This window comes from Methanocalculus pumilus (assembly GCF_055382585.1).
The window spans coordinates 1,399,252-1,415,202 of record NZ_AP042393.1; the positions used below are offsets into that span (position 1 = coordinate 1,399,252).

General features: G+C 50.8%; 21 protein-coding genes. 11 read left to right on the forward strand and 10 right to left on the reverse strand.

The features are described 5' to 3' along the window. The 4 genes from ACZ44I_RS07385 to ACZ44I_RS07400 all read right to left on the reverse strand — a co-directional run bounded on the left by ACZ44I_RS07385 (position 1) and on the right by ACZ44I_RS07400 (position 3,401). A complete protein-coding gene (locus tag ACZ44I_RS07385) occupies positions 1-687 on the reverse strand; it encodes an ABC transporter permease (RefSeq protein ID WP_464551196.1) in 687 nt (228 codons plus the stop codon). Positions 688-742: 55 nt separating this feature from the next. Beyond that, positions 743-1,684, reverse strand: coding sequence for an ABC transporter substrate-binding protein (locus ACZ44I_RS07390; protein ID WP_464551194.1), 942 nt, complete (start codon positions 1,682-1,684; stop codon positions 743-745). A 100-nt stretch (positions 1,685-1,784) separates the two neighbouring features. After that, positions 1,785-2,591 (reverse strand): amino acid kinase family protein, encoded by an 807-nt coding sequence (locus ACZ44I_RS07395; protein WP_464551192.1) that lies wholly within the window; start codon positions 2,589-2,591, stop codon positions 1,785-1,787. A gap of 111 nt (positions 2,592-2,702) precedes the next feature. Continuing rightward, positions 2,703-3,401, reverse strand: coding sequence for an ABC transporter substrate-binding protein (locus ACZ44I_RS07400; RefSeq protein ID WP_464551190.1), 699 nt, complete (start codon positions 3,399-3,401; stop codon positions 2,703-2,705). Positions 3,402-3,621: 220 nt separating this feature from the next. Between ACZ44I_RS07400 and ACZ44I_RS07405 the strand changes: the two genes are divergently transcribed. From ACZ44I_RS07405 to ACZ44I_RS07430, 6 genes are all read left to right on the forward strand, one after another. Then, positions 3,622-3,849, forward strand: coding sequence for a hypothetical protein (locus tag ACZ44I_RS07405; protein ID WP_464551188.1), 228 nt, complete (start codon positions 3,622-3,624; stop codon positions 3,847-3,849). A gap of 76 nt (positions 3,850-3,925) precedes the next feature. Next, the gene (locus tag ACZ44I_RS07410; RefSeq protein WP_464551186.1) at positions 3,926-4,267 is read left to right on the forward strand and encodes a hypothetical protein; all 342 of its coding nucleotides are present in this window, start codon (positions 3,926-3,928) and stop codon (positions 4,265-4,267) included. A gap of 91 nt (positions 4,268-4,358) precedes the next feature. Further along, positions 4,359-5,498, forward strand: coding sequence for a putative sulfate/molybdate transporter (locus tag ACZ44I_RS07415; RefSeq protein WP_464551184.1), 1,140 nt, complete (start codon positions 4,359-4,361; stop codon positions 5,496-5,498). A gap of 48 nt (positions 5,499-5,546) precedes the next feature. Next, the gene (locus ACZ44I_RS07420) at positions 5,547-6,113 is read left to right on the forward strand and encodes a 5-formyltetrahydrofolate cyclo-ligase (protein WP_464551182.1); all 567 of its coding nucleotides are present in this window, start codon (positions 5,547-5,549) and stop codon (positions 6,111-6,113) included. A 6-nt stretch (positions 6,114-6,119) separates the two neighbouring features. Then, the gene (fhcD, locus tag ACZ44I_RS07425) at positions 6,120-7,022 is read left to right on the forward strand and encodes a formylmethanofuran--tetrahydromethanopterin N-formyltransferase (RefSeq protein WP_464551180.1); all 903 of its coding nucleotides are present in this window, start codon (positions 6,120-6,122) and stop codon (positions 7,020-7,022) included. Further along, positions 7,019-8,110 (forward strand): AI-2E family transporter, encoded by a 1,092-nt coding sequence (locus ACZ44I_RS07430; RefSeq protein WP_464551178.1) that lies wholly within the window; start codon positions 7,019-7,021, stop codon positions 8,108-8,110. Before fhcD ends, ACZ44I_RS07430 begins: the two co-directional genes overlap by 4 nt. Positions 8,111-8,154: 44 nt before the next feature. Here the strand turns inward: ACZ44I_RS07430 and ACZ44I_RS07435 are convergent, their stop codons facing one another. Then, on the reverse strand, positions 8,155-8,736 hold the full coding sequence (locus ACZ44I_RS07435; RefSeq protein ID WP_464551176.1) for a nitroreductase family protein: 582 nt from the start codon (positions 8,734-8,736) through the stop codon (positions 8,155-8,157). 52 nt (positions 8,737-8,788) lie between these two features. Between ACZ44I_RS07435 and ACZ44I_RS07440 the strand changes: the two genes are divergently transcribed. Both ACZ44I_RS07440 and ACZ44I_RS07445 read left to right on the forward strand, forming a co-directional pair. After that, entirely contained in the window at positions 8,789-9,769 is a 981-nt protein-coding gene (locus ACZ44I_RS07440) for a radical SAM protein (RefSeq protein WP_464576453.1), read from the forward strand. Positions 9,770-9,840: 71 nt separating this feature from the next. Beyond that, entirely contained in the window at positions 9,841-10,548 is a 708-nt protein-coding gene (locus ACZ44I_RS07445; RefSeq protein WP_464551172.1) for a putative hemolysin, read from the forward strand. A gap of 59 nt (positions 10,549-10,607) precedes the next feature. On the opposite strand, the gene ACZ44I_RS07450 is transcribed toward ACZ44I_RS07445, so the two are convergent. Next, positions 10,608-11,222, reverse strand: coding sequence for a LysE family transporter (locus ACZ44I_RS07450; RefSeq protein WP_464551170.1), 615 nt, complete (start codon positions 11,220-11,222; stop codon positions 10,608-10,610). Between the two features lie 170 nt (positions 11,223-11,392). On the opposite strand from ACZ44I_RS07450, the gene ACZ44I_RS07455 reads away from it, so the two are divergent. The 3 genes from ACZ44I_RS07455 (at position 11,393) to hisE (ending at position 13,010) form a co-directional block, all read left to right on the forward strand. Beyond that, the gene (locus ACZ44I_RS07455; protein WP_464551168.1) at positions 11,393-12,124 is read left to right on the forward strand and encodes an SIMPL domain-containing protein; all 732 of its coding nucleotides are present in this window, start codon (positions 11,393-11,395) and stop codon (positions 12,122-12,124) included. Between the two features lie 135 nt (positions 12,125-12,259). Further along, a complete protein-coding gene (locus tag ACZ44I_RS07460) occupies positions 12,260-12,709 on the forward strand; it encodes a NusA-like transcription termination signal-binding factor (RefSeq protein ID WP_300330504.1) in 450 nt (149 codons plus the stop codon). Next, on the forward strand, positions 12,699-13,010 hold the full coding sequence (gene hisE / locus ACZ44I_RS07465; RefSeq protein WP_464551166.1) for a phosphoribosyl-ATP diphosphatase: 312 nt from the start codon (positions 12,699-12,701) through the stop codon (positions 13,008-13,010). Before ACZ44I_RS07460 ends, hisE begins: the two co-directional genes overlap by 11 nt. 6 nt (positions 13,011-13,016) lie before the next feature. On the opposite strand, the gene ACZ44I_RS07470 is transcribed toward hisE, so the two are convergent. From ACZ44I_RS07470 to dph5, 4 genes are all read right to left on the reverse strand, one after another. Beyond that, on the reverse strand, positions 13,017-13,466 hold the full coding sequence (locus ACZ44I_RS07470) for a bifunctional nuclease family protein (protein WP_464551164.1): 450 nt from the start codon (positions 13,464-13,466) through the stop codon (positions 13,017-13,019). Between the two features lie 13 nt (positions 13,467-13,479). Further along, a complete protein-coding gene (locus ACZ44I_RS07475; RefSeq protein WP_464551162.1) occupies positions 13,480-14,532 on the reverse strand; it encodes a lysylphosphatidylglycerol synthase transmembrane domain-containing protein in 1,053 nt (350 codons plus the stop codon). 68 nt (positions 14,533-14,600) lie between these two features. Next, positions 14,601-15,179, reverse strand: coding sequence for a DUF357 domain-containing protein (locus ACZ44I_RS07480; RefSeq protein WP_464551160.1), 579 nt, complete (start codon positions 15,177-15,179; stop codon positions 14,601-14,603). Next, positions 15,176-15,949: a diphthine synthase gene (gene dph5 / locus ACZ44I_RS07485; protein WP_464551158.1), complete on the reverse strand. Its 774-nt coding sequence runs from the start codon at positions 15,947-15,949 to the stop codon at positions 15,176-15,178. The genes ACZ44I_RS07480 and dph5 overlap by 4 nt, the downstream gene beginning before the upstream one ends. Between the last annotated feature and the right edge of the window lie 2 nt (positions 15,950-15,951).

Here is a 15,951-nt window from a genome sequence, read left to right on the forward strand (position 1 = left end):
TCACCGGTTCTGGACATATGCTAACATGAGGTTGATCACAAGGGCTATTCCGAGGAGGATGATCCCAAGGGCAATTGACATCGCGAGGTTTCCCATCGAGGTCTCAAGCGAGATTGCGGTCGTCAGCACGCGGGTATGACCCCGGATATTCCCGCCGATCATGATCGCAGCACCGACTTCAGAGATTGCCCTGCCAAATCCGAGGACTACAGCTGCCATGATTGCATACCGTGCCTCGCGGACGACACTGTTCATGAACTGGTACCGGGTTGCGCCCAGTGACCGAAGGGTGTCAAGGATCGTCAGATCCACTCCTTTCAGGGCTGATATCGTCAGACCGATCAGGATCGGGAGGATCAGGATCGTCTGTGCGATCACCATCCCCTCAGGTGTGAAGAGGAGCCGCATGAAACCAAAAGGACCTGCACGTGAGATCAGAAGGAAAACAAACAACCCGACAAGCACCGTTGGAAGGGCATAGAGCGTCTGGATCAGGTTGATAAGTGCCTTCTTTCCCCGGAATTCAGTAAAGGTGATGACAGATCCGATCGGAATCGCAAGCAGGGTGGCAAAGAACGTCGCGGTGAGCGAGATGGCAATGCTACGGATAGCGGTCTCTATTACCTCCGGATCCAGGCTTACGATCAACTCGATTGCGGTGGTGAACCCTGCAACGATCTCATTCATAGCATACTCTCATGGACAGTTTTGTCGAAGAGGACAAAAAAAGGGTGGTTTTCGATCAGAGAACAGGTGAAGTTACCTCTGCCTCGGGAACTCCCATCAGATCCCATTTACCGGATGCTGCGAAGAAGAGGGGTTCACCGTACTCTGCAACACCAAATGTGGCAATCTCCTGCTGCACCTCATCGGAGATTAGGTAGTTGATCCAGGCTTTACCAAGTTCGGTGTCGATACCTGCGTGCTTCTCAGGGTTGATCAGCATTGTGGAGTAGATATTCAGGAGGATATCTCCGGAATCAACGACCGGCACAAGCTGGAGATCTCCCTTGTATGCAAGGAATGTCCCAAGATCCGAGAGGGTGTATGCTTCTTTCTCATTTGCCATCACCAGTGTCGCACCCATACCGGATCCTGCTTCAACATACCAGTCGCCTGAGTTCTGGACATCGGTTGCATAGTCATAGCCTGCTGCCTTCCAGATGGCTTTCTCTTTTGCATGAGTTCCGGATGCATCACCGCGTGAGACAAAGACAACACCCGGAGTCCCGGCTTTACCCTCAGTCATAAGGGTCTGGAACGCTTCCTCGGGTTCTGTTCCACGGATGCCTGCAGGGTCAGACTCAGGACCGACGATCACAAAGTAATTGTATGCGATGACACGCCGCTCAACTCCATCGCCATCAGCCATGAAGGTATCTTCACGGGCACGGTCATGGACCATCATCACATCGACATCGCCCCGCTGGCCGTACTCGAGAGCCTTCCCGGTACCGGCAGAGACGATCAGGAGTTTGGCATTATACTTCTCCTCAAATGCGGGCCTCAGGTGATCAAGCAATCCTGTATCATAGAGGCTTGTGGTTGTTGCGATACGTAGTTCTTCCGGAGGGCCGGTAGGTGTTGCATCCGGTACGGCAGGTGCATCACTGCTGACGCATCCTGCAACAAGCAGCCCTGCAATCAGAAGGGCTGCCACGAGAATAATTCTGTTCCATTCCATAGTAAACAGGGTTTATTACTATCTTTTACTATTTAACGGTTATTTTTTAGATTGATGTCAATCATATCTAATTAACACAATAAACCATCACATCCCACATTCATGCTTTGATAATCGATCCAACCCGCTCCCCATTCAGGAGGCGTGTCAGCGTGCCGGGAACATGCCCATTGATGATGTGAATCTGTCTGACACATTTTGCATCCTGCATCATCTCAACCACCTTATCTTCAAGTACCAGATCCTCCATCCCCAGATTCAGGAGTTCTGCGGCAGTAATCTCCTCAATTAACTCTGCATCCGGGTTATCAAATGGATTTTCGGTAAAGAGTCCGTCAACATTCTTGACAAGAATGCAGGATTTTGCCCCAAGCACCTCAGCCATAAGAAAGGCACCGGTATCTGTCCGGTGAGCCGGGATCATGCCGACTTCAGATGGAGATTCATACAGCCCATAGGGAGGTGTGCCATGAGTTACCGGAAGAATGCCCATCCTGAGGAGCATCGGAAGATCAAGAAGATCAGATGAGTGAATGCGGGTTCCACCATACGCGGAGAGGAGGACAGACATCATCAGCGCATTCTGTTCGCTCACTTTACCGGAGAGTTCCGCGAGCACACCGGTTGGCATACCGAGATCCAGGCCGATATCCATGATATGTCGGACACGAACACCCCCGCCGGTCACAACCATCATCTGATGGTTTCGTGAGAGCGATCCGATCTCTTCTGCAAGCGGCTTCAAGACAGGGGCTCCGTAATCGACGATCCCGTGCCCTCCGATCTTTACAACATGCAGATCTGGAGCGATCCTGAGCTGATCTGTACCTTCATACCGTTTCAGAAGGCCACGACGACCAAGCGTCTCACCTTTCAGTTTTGATTCAATCTCCCTTCTTCTGTGCATAATAATCAAACCATTGTGAAATCTCTATTATTCTTAATATCTATCATTCATTTGGAATCGGGCACATACTATCCTGAGTGGCGCGAAAAAGAAAACAATCCCATGATGATCTCATCCTACCACGAGATCCTGATAGTGTCCGTCTGTTCCGGCTACAAAAAGGACTGCCTTCCCATTCACGAGAGCCGGTTTTGGGAACTTCCGGATCTCCACATGGCCCTCCAGAATCGGCTCGCGATCCCGGGTCATGATCTGATCGATCCCGGAGGCGAGGAGCTCATCAACACTCCGGGTTCCAGTCATCATCCGGGAACGTCCCCGCATAACAAACCTGCCATCCTCCCCGGAAGCCGCTAAGCCAACCCCGGCAAGCGCACCAATGATACCGCCGTTAGTCCCGCCAAGCCCTTCAAGGGTGATCCCACAGTTCTTTGCATGATGACGTGCATCTTCCTGCGTGAGAACGGTGTTTTTCGCACTCCATCCGAATGCAATAACCGGGGGGGTGATTGTATCTGATGTTGCGATGCAGATACCCGGATCACTACCAACGATGAACTCAGAGAGCATCATCTCGCGGGCTCCCAGGTAAATCTTTTGCAAAGATCCATCGCCATTACAATCGATGTGAATAACAGCAGCACTATTATGGGATGTATAGGGAATCTCATCATGGACAAAAAGCTGGTGCCGTGTGACACCGAGTATCGTATACTCTGAAGACAGTTCATCTGCGATAGAACGGGCAAGCCTTCCGGTTCCCCGTGATTCCTGCGTATCCGTATCATCAATGCCAAGATAAACGGTCACGAACCCTTCTCCTCTTTCATCTGTACCAGCATATTCATTCGCTGACAAATATGAATAATGTATTGTTGATTAAATACATTTAATAAGTTTAATAAACACCATGAACTCTCTCCTCATAGAACAGAGATCCAAAATTACCCGAATAGGGAGCATATTGTGCAAACTTATTTATACAATGCATGTATATCAATTGATATACCAACTGAAATGAGGTGAGGGTATGAAGATCTATGTACGAGAACGACAGAAGGTAGGCACAGGTGTAAAACAACCCAGATTCAGGGTTGTTGCAGTCACCGCAGGTGCAGATGACAAAAGACAGCTGAAGGTTGAGGGAACTCATTTCCGGAAGACCGAACTTGAACAGATTGCAACCGATACCGGTGCTGAGATCGTGTATCTCCAGGATATGCCTGAAGACCAGCACGGCAAGAAGAAATCAAAGTAAGGCAGCAGACAGGCACTGTCTCTGGCATCTGAACTGAACCGCTCTTACGAAGAGAGCAGAATAGTGAGAGCATTCAATGAACGCATACGAACATCACGAAATGCTTGATGCGGCCATCCGGCTCATCCTGGAAGAAGGCCGCATCACCATCAGTGTTACCGGGGAGGAGGTTTCCATATCACTCCCCAGAACACGTCGGCTTGCTGAACACCTTGGTATACCCCACTATTATGTCCTGCCGCAATTTGCCGCGATGGAGAAGGACGGGCTTATCAGGAGAGCTGAGCGGGTGGGTATATCCACCACACGGAAAGGAACTAATGCAATCGTTTCCATAATCGATCAGCGTTATGCAGATATTTTTTCAGAGAAATTCCCAAAAACAATGATTGATCTTCTGAGAGAGCCACCACGATAATGGATGTAAGAATCCACCGCAGCATTCTGAAACTATCCATGTTCTTTATCAGTAAACAGTTCCAATCCCTCTAACAAGAAGAGTGATGCGGATGGATATGGAACCGGCTCCTGAAGAGAACCAGAAGACAGGCATCCGTTTCTCACTCAGGGAGCTTGCAGGATCGGTCGGCGACTTCGGGACGATCTTTCCGATCATCCTCGGGGCAGGGATTGCCGCAGGAGTCAATGTCAGTTATGCATTCCTCGGTGTCGGGCTCTGGTTCATCATCGCAGGGCTCTATTACAAGCTCCCTGTCCCAATCGAGCCGATGAAGGCGATCGGTGCCATCGCCATCGCTGAAGGATTAACAGCAGGCGAGATCGCCGCATCCGGAATTATCATCGGGCTGTTTCTTATCATCCTTGGCTATCTGAAAGGAATGGAGAGGCTCCAGAGGGTGATCCCGGTGAGTGTGATTCGGGGCATTCAGGTCGGCCTGGCACTGATTCTTCTCAGGACATCCTTTGGCTATATTATACCGGATCCATTCTTTGCAGCAATTGCCATTCTGATCATAGGAGGGTTCTTCATTGCTGGACAATTGAGGCAGATCCCGGATATCTCCTCGCTTATCGTCATCGGAATCGGCCTTGGCGCAGGTATCATCATAACCGGGCTGCCCCCGTTTCGGCTGATTCCATTTCCTGAGCTGATCATACCTGCATCAGGAGACTGGCTCTTCTCAGCTCTGCACCTGGTGATACCGCAGATCCCTCTCACCATCGGCAACGCAATCCTTGCCACTTCGCTCCTCACCCTTGACCTCTTCAGGCACGAGATCAAACCTGACCGGCTGGCAAAGACGATCGGGATCATGAACCTGACCACAGCACCCTTTGGCGGGTTCCCGATATGCCACGGGGCAGGGGGGCTTGCCGCCATGTACCGGTTCGGTGCTCGAACCGGCGGGGCAAACATCATCGCAGGCCTTATCATTATCGGTTTTGCAATCGCCTTTGCACCCCCTGAAGTGCTGACCCTGATCCCCTATGGCATATTCGGTGGACTTCTCATCTTTGTTGCCCTAGAACTTGGAAAACATGGGATGAAGACCGACTCCTATCCGGTCACAATCACAATGGGAATCATCGCTCTCATCGGCGGCATCACTCCTGCATTTCTGATCGGCATGATTATTGCATACACCCTGAGGAAGCAGAAGAGAGATGGGGCGCAGATAGAGGGATGAGTCTTTTATACCTTCCTGCTCTACTACTCCCATTAGGTGATGATTCCTATGGGTGAAGACAAGGAAACGATTCGGAATATACTCAGGCAGAGAAAGGAGATGCAGACACCAAAAGAGCGGTTTGAGAGGAGCAGGCGGATCTGTAATCACCTGATGAAGATGATCCAGCCAAATGAGACGGTGATGGTCTACACCTCAAAGGAGAAGGAGGTGAACACAGTTCCTCTCATCACGATGCTCCTCGCATACAAAAATCCTGTCGTCGTCCCGATCATCCAGAAAGAGGATTACAGCCTCCGTCTATCTTATATTGAGAATATGGGAGTTTTGATCCCAAGCACCTTCGGAGTTCCTGAACCGATCGGAAATGAGATCCCAGCGGATGGTGCAGATATCGATACGATCATCCTCCCTATGCTCGGGTTCGACCGACGGGGCGGGCGTATCGGTTATGGCGCAGGCTATTATGACCGTTTCCTTGAGAAGTACCCAACGATTCGGAAGATAGGGATCGCTTTTGCCTGCCAGGAGATGGAAGCACTCCCGCTTGACCCACACGACATTCCAATGGATGCAATCATCACCGAAGACGGAGTCATATTCAAGAGAGGGTGATCCCGGATGGAACGAAACGGGATCACCATAATCGATACATTTGCCGAGGCGTTCCCGGTCTGGATCTCACGGGTGATCGTCACCGCAGACACGCATGAACTAGCATATGCAGCAGCAGCAGAAGCAACAGGATTTGCCACCTCAAAGATCTACTGCCCCTGTGAGGCAGGGATAGAAGGCAACTGGGATGATACCCCTGACGGAAGACCGGGTGTCTCGATCCTGATCTCCGCGGAGAAGAAACAGATGCGATCAAATGTATCGGATCGAATCTCCCAGTGCATCCTCCCGGCGCCAACAGCATCCGCCTTTGACGGACTCCCCGATGCAATCGATCGGTTCTATACACGGATGCATTACTTTGGAGACGGGTATGAGGAGCGGTGCATGGTCGGCAACCGTCACTGCTGGCGTATTCCTGTCATGGAAGGGGAATATATCGGAGAGGAGCGGTATGGGACCGTGAAAGGCATTGCAGGAGGAAATTTCCTCGTAATGGGGAATGACCGCCGCGAGGCTCTCGCCGCCGCACAGGCAGGAGTAAAGGCAATAGAGCCGGTATGGGATGTGATCATGAGTTTTGCCGGAGGTATTGTCGGGAGCGGATCAAAAGTCGGATGCAAAAATTACCGTTTCCCCATGCCCGCCAGCACAAACCATCTCCTCTGCCCGACATTGAAAGGAAAGGTGCAAGGCTCACAGGTGCCTGATGGCGTCAATACGATCTATGAAGTGGTGATCAACGGGATCGGTCATGATGCAGTCCAAACGGCTATGAGGGTCGGGATAGAGGCGGCAACTGCACATGGCGGCATCCTCGCAATCGGTGCATCGAATTTTGATGGCAGACTGGGACCACACAGGTTCCGGCTGCATGATCTCTTTGAAGAGAGAAGAAGTGGACAATGATTGACACACGGACAATCCCCGTCACCTACAGGACACTCGTCTTTCTGGCGCTCCTCATCGTTGTCGTAATTGGACTTCAGATCACCTCGTATATCATCAATATCCTCCTCCTTTCGCTCGTTCTCACCATGCTCATCTACCCCTGTGTCCGGTGGCTGAAGGAGAAAGGGCTCCCCGATATTGCCGCAGTTTCTATCATCACAGGCGGAGCAATACTGATTATTATCGCATTGATTCTTCTGATTCTCGCTTCAATCGGCCAGCTCATCGCCGACCTCCCGTTCTTCCAGGCAGAGCTCCAGGAACGTCTCGCTGATATCTTCATGCTCCTTGACAGACTCGGGATAGAACGGACATCAGTCACCCATCCGACAATAGATCTCCAGTCGACTGCTGTGATCATCTCCCAGTCGATGCTCGGCCTTGGGGAGGCATTATTATATATCTTCTTCATTGCGATCACCACCTTCTTCACCCTCCTTGAAGCACCAAAAATTCCAGAGCGGATCAGGAAGATTTACGGTAGCGTGGAGAACAAATCCCTCAGACAGTTCGCCCGGATGAGCAGGTTCATGGTGGATTTTGTCGTCGTCAGGACAGAGACGAATATCGTCCATGGATTTCTCTTTGGAGGCATCCTCTATGTGATGGGGGTACACTCCGCCATCCTCTGGGGAATTCTGACAGTGATACTCGGCTACATCCCCTATATCGGGCTGATCATCGCAGCGATACCCGCGATCTTCTTTGCCTGGCTCCAGTTTGGGGTCTGGGGCGCTGTTGTGGTGGTCGTTCTTGTCATCATCCTGAATGTCGTTGTTGAGAATCCCGTGTATGCACATCTTGCATCAAAACGGTTCGAGATGCCCGCACTCGTTGTCATCCTCTCGCTCATCTTCTGGAGCTGGACACTTGGTGTGGTCGGGCTCGTCTTTGCTGTGCCATTCACCCTGCTTATTCTGATCATACTCCAGTCAAGCGAGGAGACAAGGTGGATCAATACACTGGTTGGAGTGGACACCATATTCGAGGAGATTGCAGAGGGACAGTCGGGGGAGAGTGCAGGTCCAAAAGAGCAGCAACAATAAGGAGATCTGAATACATCTCCTCTCTCTTATGAAAAGGGGGACGATTACCTCCTGACAAGGCAGTCTTCAAGAGAGCGTTTCGGCACATGGTGGACCCCATCAGGTGTCCGCCAGTACCGGGTATCCCCATCATCTCCAAGCGGCTCCAGCCGGATCTCTTCCCCGGAATAGCCAAGTGCGATCACAAGGAGGATCTCATAACCTTCTGGAACCGGAAGGATCTGTTGCAGCTTCTCCCGATTGATAGAGCCGAATATACAGCCGGCGATCCCCTGCCCGGCAGCTGCTAAAAGGATCGTCTGGGCGGCGATCCCAAGATCGATCGCCGGGTCGGGGTTGCAGTTCTCAGGAGCAATGATCGTGATATAGGCTGGTGGCCGCTCCCCAACAGAGGGTCCATCCCAGTCAGGGAGATCCAGTGCCCAGAGGAGGGCATACCTGATCTCTTGTGTCTCATCCGGGTCAACCGAGATGATGTACTTCAGGGGCTGGCGGTTCCGGGCAGATGGGCAGAGCCGGGCGATATCTATTAAATCAATGATCAGTGATTCCGGTAGAAGACGATCTTCCAGAAATCTCCGGGTGCTCCTGCTCTTCCGGATGAGGGTGTGTATACTGGTATCCATCTATAATCCTCCGGCAACAAGCAGATGATCGTGCCTGATGCATGATAGTATTATGGTTTCTCGTCAGCAATACGGCACTGCTAAGGATATGCATACAACCAGAAAAACCTATGAACTGATAAAAGAGCGATACCCATACCTCCATGCAGAAGGTATAGTACGGGACCGTGCAGATGCCGCATATGAGATACTGAGCAACTGCACCCTCTGTCCCCACCAATGCCACGTTGACAGAACCGCCGGAGAGACCGGGTTCTGCCGGACAGGAGATGAGCTGATCATCTCAAGCTATTCCCCTCATTTCGGCGAAGAGCCGCCGCTTGTCGGGAGAAGGGGATCAGGAACGATCTTTTTCACCAACTGCAATCTCGGATGTATCTTCTGCCAGAACTACGGGATCAGCCAGTGCGGGAGAGGTTTTCAGGTACATGCAGAGGATCTGGCAGAGATCATGCTCAGGCTCCAGGAGAGGGGATGCCATAATATCAACCTTGTCTCACCCACCCATCAGGTGCCGGGGATTCTGAGGGCAGTAGATATCGCAGCAGGCAGGGGGCTTCATATCCCAATCGTCTACAATACCGGCGGCTACGATGCATTTGAAACCCTGCGGCTTCTTGATGGAGTGATTGACATCTATATGCCGGATGCAAAGTATGGGAGCAACGGGGTTGCTCATGCCCTTTCAGGTGCTGCCGACTATGTTGATCGGATGAAAGAAGCACTGTCTGAGATGCACCGGCAGGTCGGAGATCTCAATATTCGGAATGGAATTGCAGAAAGGGGCATGATCATCCGGCACCTGGTGCTTCCGGACGGCCTTGCCGGAACAGAGGAGGTGATGCGGTTCATTGCAGACGAGCTGTCACTCTCAAGTTACGTGAATATCATGCCGCAGTACCGCCCTTCCTGGAAGGTGCGGGAGAAAGGTTCCGGGTTCGATGCTCTCAGGCGGACGATCACACAACAGGAGTTCGATGATGCACTTGCAACTGCACGAAAATACGGTCTGAGCAGGGGTTTTCTCGAATAGATAACTGCAGAAATCCCCGCAGTTAAAGGAATATATTTATTATTATACTGCCCAGTATCTGATTGATACCAATGAAAGCGAAATTGATCTTAGTAGCCCTCATGGCTGCCGCCGCCTGCTTGCTGATAGCAGCCGGATGTGTGACTGAGGAGCCTCCGGCAGGAATGGAAGTTTCTGCGACAGGAACAATCACCTACATCGACCTTGAAGGTGGATTTTATGGGATTGTTACCGATGCAGGCGAACAGTATCTCCCCCTGAACCTGGCAGAAGAGCTGAAAGTCGAGGGGACAGAAGTGACATTCACCGGCGTGACTGAAGAGGATATCATCACCATGCAGATGTGGGGAACCCCGATCCGGATCACCGAAATCCGGGTTGAACATGGCGAGCCTGCGATCTCCGGCACCGGAGTTATCACCTATATCGATCTTGAAGGTGGATTTTATGGGATTATTACCGGTGCAGGTACACGTTACCTTCCCCTGAATCTGGCAGAGGAGTTCAAAACAGACGGGCTTACCGTCACCTTCACGGCAACACCTGAGGATGTCATAACAATCCAGCAGTGGGGGCAACCGGTAAGGATTCTATCGATCACCGAATCCAAACCCTCTGTGGTCGGCATGGCAAATCCAGCAGCCGTCTTTGTGAAAGAGCTTGGGTATGCGTATGAGATCCGATCCGGTCCTGATGGAGAGTATGGCGTCGCCATTCTTCCCGATGGAACCGAGATAGATGAATGGGAACTCTACTGGCAACATCATGACAAAACCTGATGGAATATGGATGGAACCAGCCTAACTTACAGCTGCCTGGCAGGAATCTGCCACCTTTTTTAGATCGAACCCGATACAAACCATATCCCAAACACGATCAGGAATATGCCGCAAGCAGCAAGAACAAGCCGGTATCCGGATTCTGAGAGGAAGAACCTTCCCCTATGAAGGCTCAGAGAGACGAGAGTGAGCCACCCGATATCTGCTGCCCAGTGGCCGGCCATAAAGGCACCTCCTGCGATGATGCCACCTTCAAGATAGCTCCAGAAAAGAGCAGCACCAACGGTAAACCACCAGATCCAGAAGTACGGGTTTGCAAAGCTGGTCAGAAGTCCTGCAGCAACCGGCTTCTTTGCATCAATAGAATCATCCCCTGTCGGAAGAAGAGCCCCGCGGGAAGAGGAGAGTGTCAGGACACCAAAGACTACAAGAGCAAGACCACCAACAAGCCCGATTACCCATGTCGCCGATCCGATCAGGGTACCGAGACCGGCGATGATGAGGATGATGATCCCGATCTCAGCTCCCATATGGCCAAGGCTGACAAGAGGTCCTGCACGCCATCCTGATCTGACCGAGGCGTTGATGGTCGCAATCAGGGTGGGGCCCGGTGCAAGTGCCCCGGTAAGTCCGATTGCCAAGCCAATAAGAAATATTGAGATGAGATCAAACATGCCCGTTTCTGAAAGTACTATTGAGTGGGTATCCCTGATGAAAGGTGCAGCCCAACATACATCATACCAATTTCCTTGAAATTCGGTCTATTTTTTGATTTAGACTGCAAATTTCTTCGCAGTTAAGAGAAACTATAAGATATATACACTCCTTTGATAGTATGATCGCTATGCGTAATCACATACTCACACCACTGCTGGCACTCCTTCTTGTGTTCAGCCTGATCGTGCTGCCGGTATCTGCGGCAACCACATCGAATGAACGGGTTATCAATACCCAGGGAACCGGCACCATTACCACCACACCCGACCGCGTCGAGATCTCGGTTGCGGTCATGACAGAACATACCGATGTGAAGGATGCACAGCGGGAGAATGCTGTGAAGATGAATGCTGTCATGAATGCCCTGAAAAATTCCGGGCTCACCTCAGATGATATCAAAACCACCGGGTACTCGATATACCAGGTAACAAAAGAAGAAGACAGGATCTTCCCGGGGGAGAAGCGTGCCCAGGTCTACCGGGTTACAAACACCCTCATGATCACCCTCAAAGACACCACAAAAGCAGGCGATATCATCGACATCGCCATTGAAAACGGTGCAAACAACGTCAATTATATCTCTTTCACCCTGAGTGACGAGAAACAGGCGAGCCTTCGGGCAGAGGCGCTTCAGGAAGCGGTAGCACAATCCCGTGGCGACGCTGATGTGGTCGCTGCATCCCTTGGCCTCTCTGTCCGTGATGTGAAAGAGGTCACAATCGGCGGGGGGTACTATCCACCAACCAGCAGGATGTACGACAGCATGATGCTCGCTGCGGGCATGGAGAAAGCAGCAACCCCGATTGAAGCCGGGGAAGTAACTGTCACCGCCACCGTATCAGTAACCTACCTCTGCTAAAAATCTGCATCCAACCAACCCCCCTTTCTATTTTTTCAGCACTGCCACATCAGTACCTGAGAATACAAATGCTTAATGAGGAATATTGACAATATTCCTCCTAAAGAGAATGAATCATCATCTCGGGATAATACAATGGAGCGAACGATTAGTTTTAAAGAACGCAGGTATATTGAAGAGCTCCGTATCCTCACCAAATCAACTGCAATTGACTGTATCATCGATGATCGCTTTGACCGCCTGATCTATATCATAACCCCGGGCGACATGGGTATTGCCATTGGAAAAAGTGGTGACAATATTAAAAGAATGCAGAAGGTGCTCGGCAAGCGGATTGAGATGGTCGAGTATGCAGAGGAGCGGGATCAGTTCATCAGGAACATCTTCAAACCTGCCGAAGTATTGCAGGTCTCTTTCCCTGAAGGGGAGACCGGCGGGATACGGGTGACGGTAAGGAACAAGAATGAGGTGGGGATCGCCATTGGAAAAGGTGGCTGCACCATCGAAAAGGCACGCATGATCGTACGCCGGTTCTTTGGCCCCGAGAGCGGGGACATTATCGTTGAGGAAGACCATGGAGCCTGATATCTTCGATACCCTCTGGGAAGTCATAGAGGAGCGGGCAGTTGATACGAGCGGTAAAAAATCCTATGTCAGAACACTCCTCTTTCATGAGAAAGGGATCGACAAATCCCTGGAAAAAGTAGGTGAAGAGGCTATTGAGTATCTGCTTGCCGTAAAAGGAGGAGATCAGAAACGTATCACCTCTGAAGCAGCAGATCTCATCTTTCACCTGATGGTAAGCTTAAAAGCAGCAGATATCAGTTTTGATGCTGTAAAAGAGGAGCTTTCTATTCGCAGGGCAGGAATGAATCTCCACGATTAACCTTTTTTACACCTGATAATCAGTAAATTCCCTGAGTTCGGGGAGATGATTACGGGTCACCGCGGACTCTGACAGAAGTGTCTCATCTATGAAGACAGGGGCATTCTTTCGGACAGCAAGGGCGATCCCATCGCTTGGACGGCAGTCGATTGAGAGATCGCCGATCTGTGTATCAAGTGAGAGGGTTGCATAATAGACTCCGTCATCGATGGAATCGATCCTGACCTCCCGCAACCCTGCCCCTAGAGCGGTGAGTGTGTCACTGAAGAGATCATGCGTCAGTGGGCGTGGTGGCGGCGGACCATTGAGAGCAGAATGAATGGATACGGCCTCAAAGAGACCAATAAATATTGGGATAAACCGATCATCCTGAGTTTTCAGAAGAACAACCGGGACGGCACCGAGATCATGTATCGCCAGATAGACCCCGGTGACCTTACAGGTGATCTGCTCCATGACCGTGTCAATGTCACTGGAGTTTATCAAGTTGTTGGTTTCCCCTCTCGGATTCAACTTCCCGCCTGACGATAATTAGCCCGGATACAAGGCCAATTCCGATATTAAAGTAATACAGGATCATCCGCCAGAGCAGGACAAAGACACCGATGACCGATGTGCTGATGAAGAGGCCATAGATAGAGCTGATTGAGATCTCGGCAACCCCGGCACCACCCGGTGTGAGCGGGATCATCATGATGATTGCAATAATGAGCTGTGAAACAATTGATTCAAGGATGTATGGCTCCTGGCCGAGTCCGACCAAGAGGATCGATGCAATAATAAATTCAAGGAACCAGAAGATGGCAGTAAAGATCAGGCCCAGGAAAAGACCAAACTTTCCCTTTCCGATAAATTTTCCGAGACTGAAATGGAAGTTATCCACCTCACGATCGACTTTCTCCATGAAACGTTCGACTCTGGCAATCTCCCACTTCTTTGTCAGAAAACCAGAGACTGTTCTCATCAGCCGTTTCAGGATAAGCGGATTTCTGACAGAGAGGGCAAAAAGAACAACACCGATCGTCACAGCAGCCCATGTAAGGTAAATGATGGTATTGACGAATGGAGGGAGGCTCACCTCTTTCCAGGCAGTGCCAAGGAGAAAGAGGGTGATTGCTCCGCCAAGCCCAAATACGATACCATCAAGTACCCTCTCCATGATCACAATGGCAGTTGCATCCCCGAGTTTAACATTCGCCCGATAGAGTTCATGTACCCGTACCGGCTCGCCTCCTGCCTGTGACGGAGTAATTGCGGCAAGAAAGAGATTGGCAAAGACGAGATTGATGCAATGAAAGAGTCCCACACGGTACCCAAGCGAATATGCCATCACCTTGATCCGGAGAGCCCAGACAATAAGGGCAATGACATGGATGGTGAGGGCAAGGAGGATAATAAAAGGGCTAAGATTTTTGAGGGCGATGATCGTGGCCTCATCAAAAGTGAAGTACAGGAGCCCTATGAGAAAGATGGTGCTGATCCCAATTGAGATCCAGATCCATTTCTTATGTTCTTGATTCATCAGAGTACCTGTACATCACAATTCTGTCATCAACCATTATCTGCCATTCTTAAAACGTCTTCTGGCAGTTATGCCGTGAAGAGGTGGCGATCTCCGGTAATCCGAAGGAGTCCTGCCCTGACGCCACAGTCAAGCCATCCATATGCATAACTGTATGCAGCAAGTGCTGAAGCAGAATCCCGCCGGGCATGGCATGCCTCGCCCTTCATCTGCCACTCATCAACACAGTCCCGGATTATGCCACATAAAGGATAGATTGGGCTTGATTCATCAGGTGCATCTTCAATTGAGAGGCGTGCATCCTTGAGCATCCTCTGGTATCGTTCTGTCTTCTCTTCAAGGTGTTCAGTACAGGTTGGGGGGATCGAACCATGGAGTCCTGGAATCTCGCTGAATGTTAAGGGAACAATCAGAATACCAAGTTTTGCACCGGCATCAAGCCACCCATATCCATAGCACCAGGCTGCAAGGGCATTGACAGGATCACTTCGTTTGTAAAAAACAACACCATCCTCAAGGTAGGCAAACGCCATCTCCAGAATCTCTTCAGCAACCCGTAGATAGGGAGAGGCGGGGCTAAACAGTGGATTTGTATCTTCAAGCGCTTCGGTGAAAGACCGGCAGAGTTTGGCAAGCTGAGCATTCATTGGATTGGATCTGATTCTGGTGGAAGATCGGCAAACAATTCCAGGTACTCACGTTCCATCATATGAAGATCTGCGGGAACGATCAGGATATGGAGCGGCGGGCCAAAATCCATTCTCTTCAACTGATCCCCTGATCCGGCCATCACAACCGGATCAGCTGATCCTGCCCGTGCAATGCCGACAAAGAGAGGGATTGTGACATTGAGTTTTGAACAGATCTCCCCGATGATCGTAATTGCTTCAGGTATCCGCATATACCGGTCTTTCTGAATGTCCAGGTATACGATCGTATGGAGGTTCTGGGAGCGGTTTGCTACAATAACCTCAACAGGCGTGATGGGCATCCACCGTGCTTCCGGGTACGGGAGCGAACATGACTTTCCAAACCGGTAGTTCTGAAGACCCGACAAGCCACAGACTGCACTTGCAATCGAAGCCGCGTGGATGATTTGGGTCCGGATACCCCGCTCAGCTGCACGGATCCTGAGATCGGCATGGGTGGTTGAGACCATGGTATCTCCGGCCGTCAGAAAGACGGCGGATCCCGATTCTGCTGCATCCAGAATAGGTTCAGGGTGCTGTTCAACATCCTCACGGGATAAGAGCCGGATGGGTTGCTGGTAGAGCGCTTCAAGAGCAGGGATATCTGCACCCATCAGCCTGGAGGTATAGGTTTCGAGAAAGACTGCATCTGCCTCACGGATGACGGCAAGTCCTTTTAAGGAGATATCATGCTCGTCAAAGAGCCCAAGCCCGATAAATGTCAGCATCT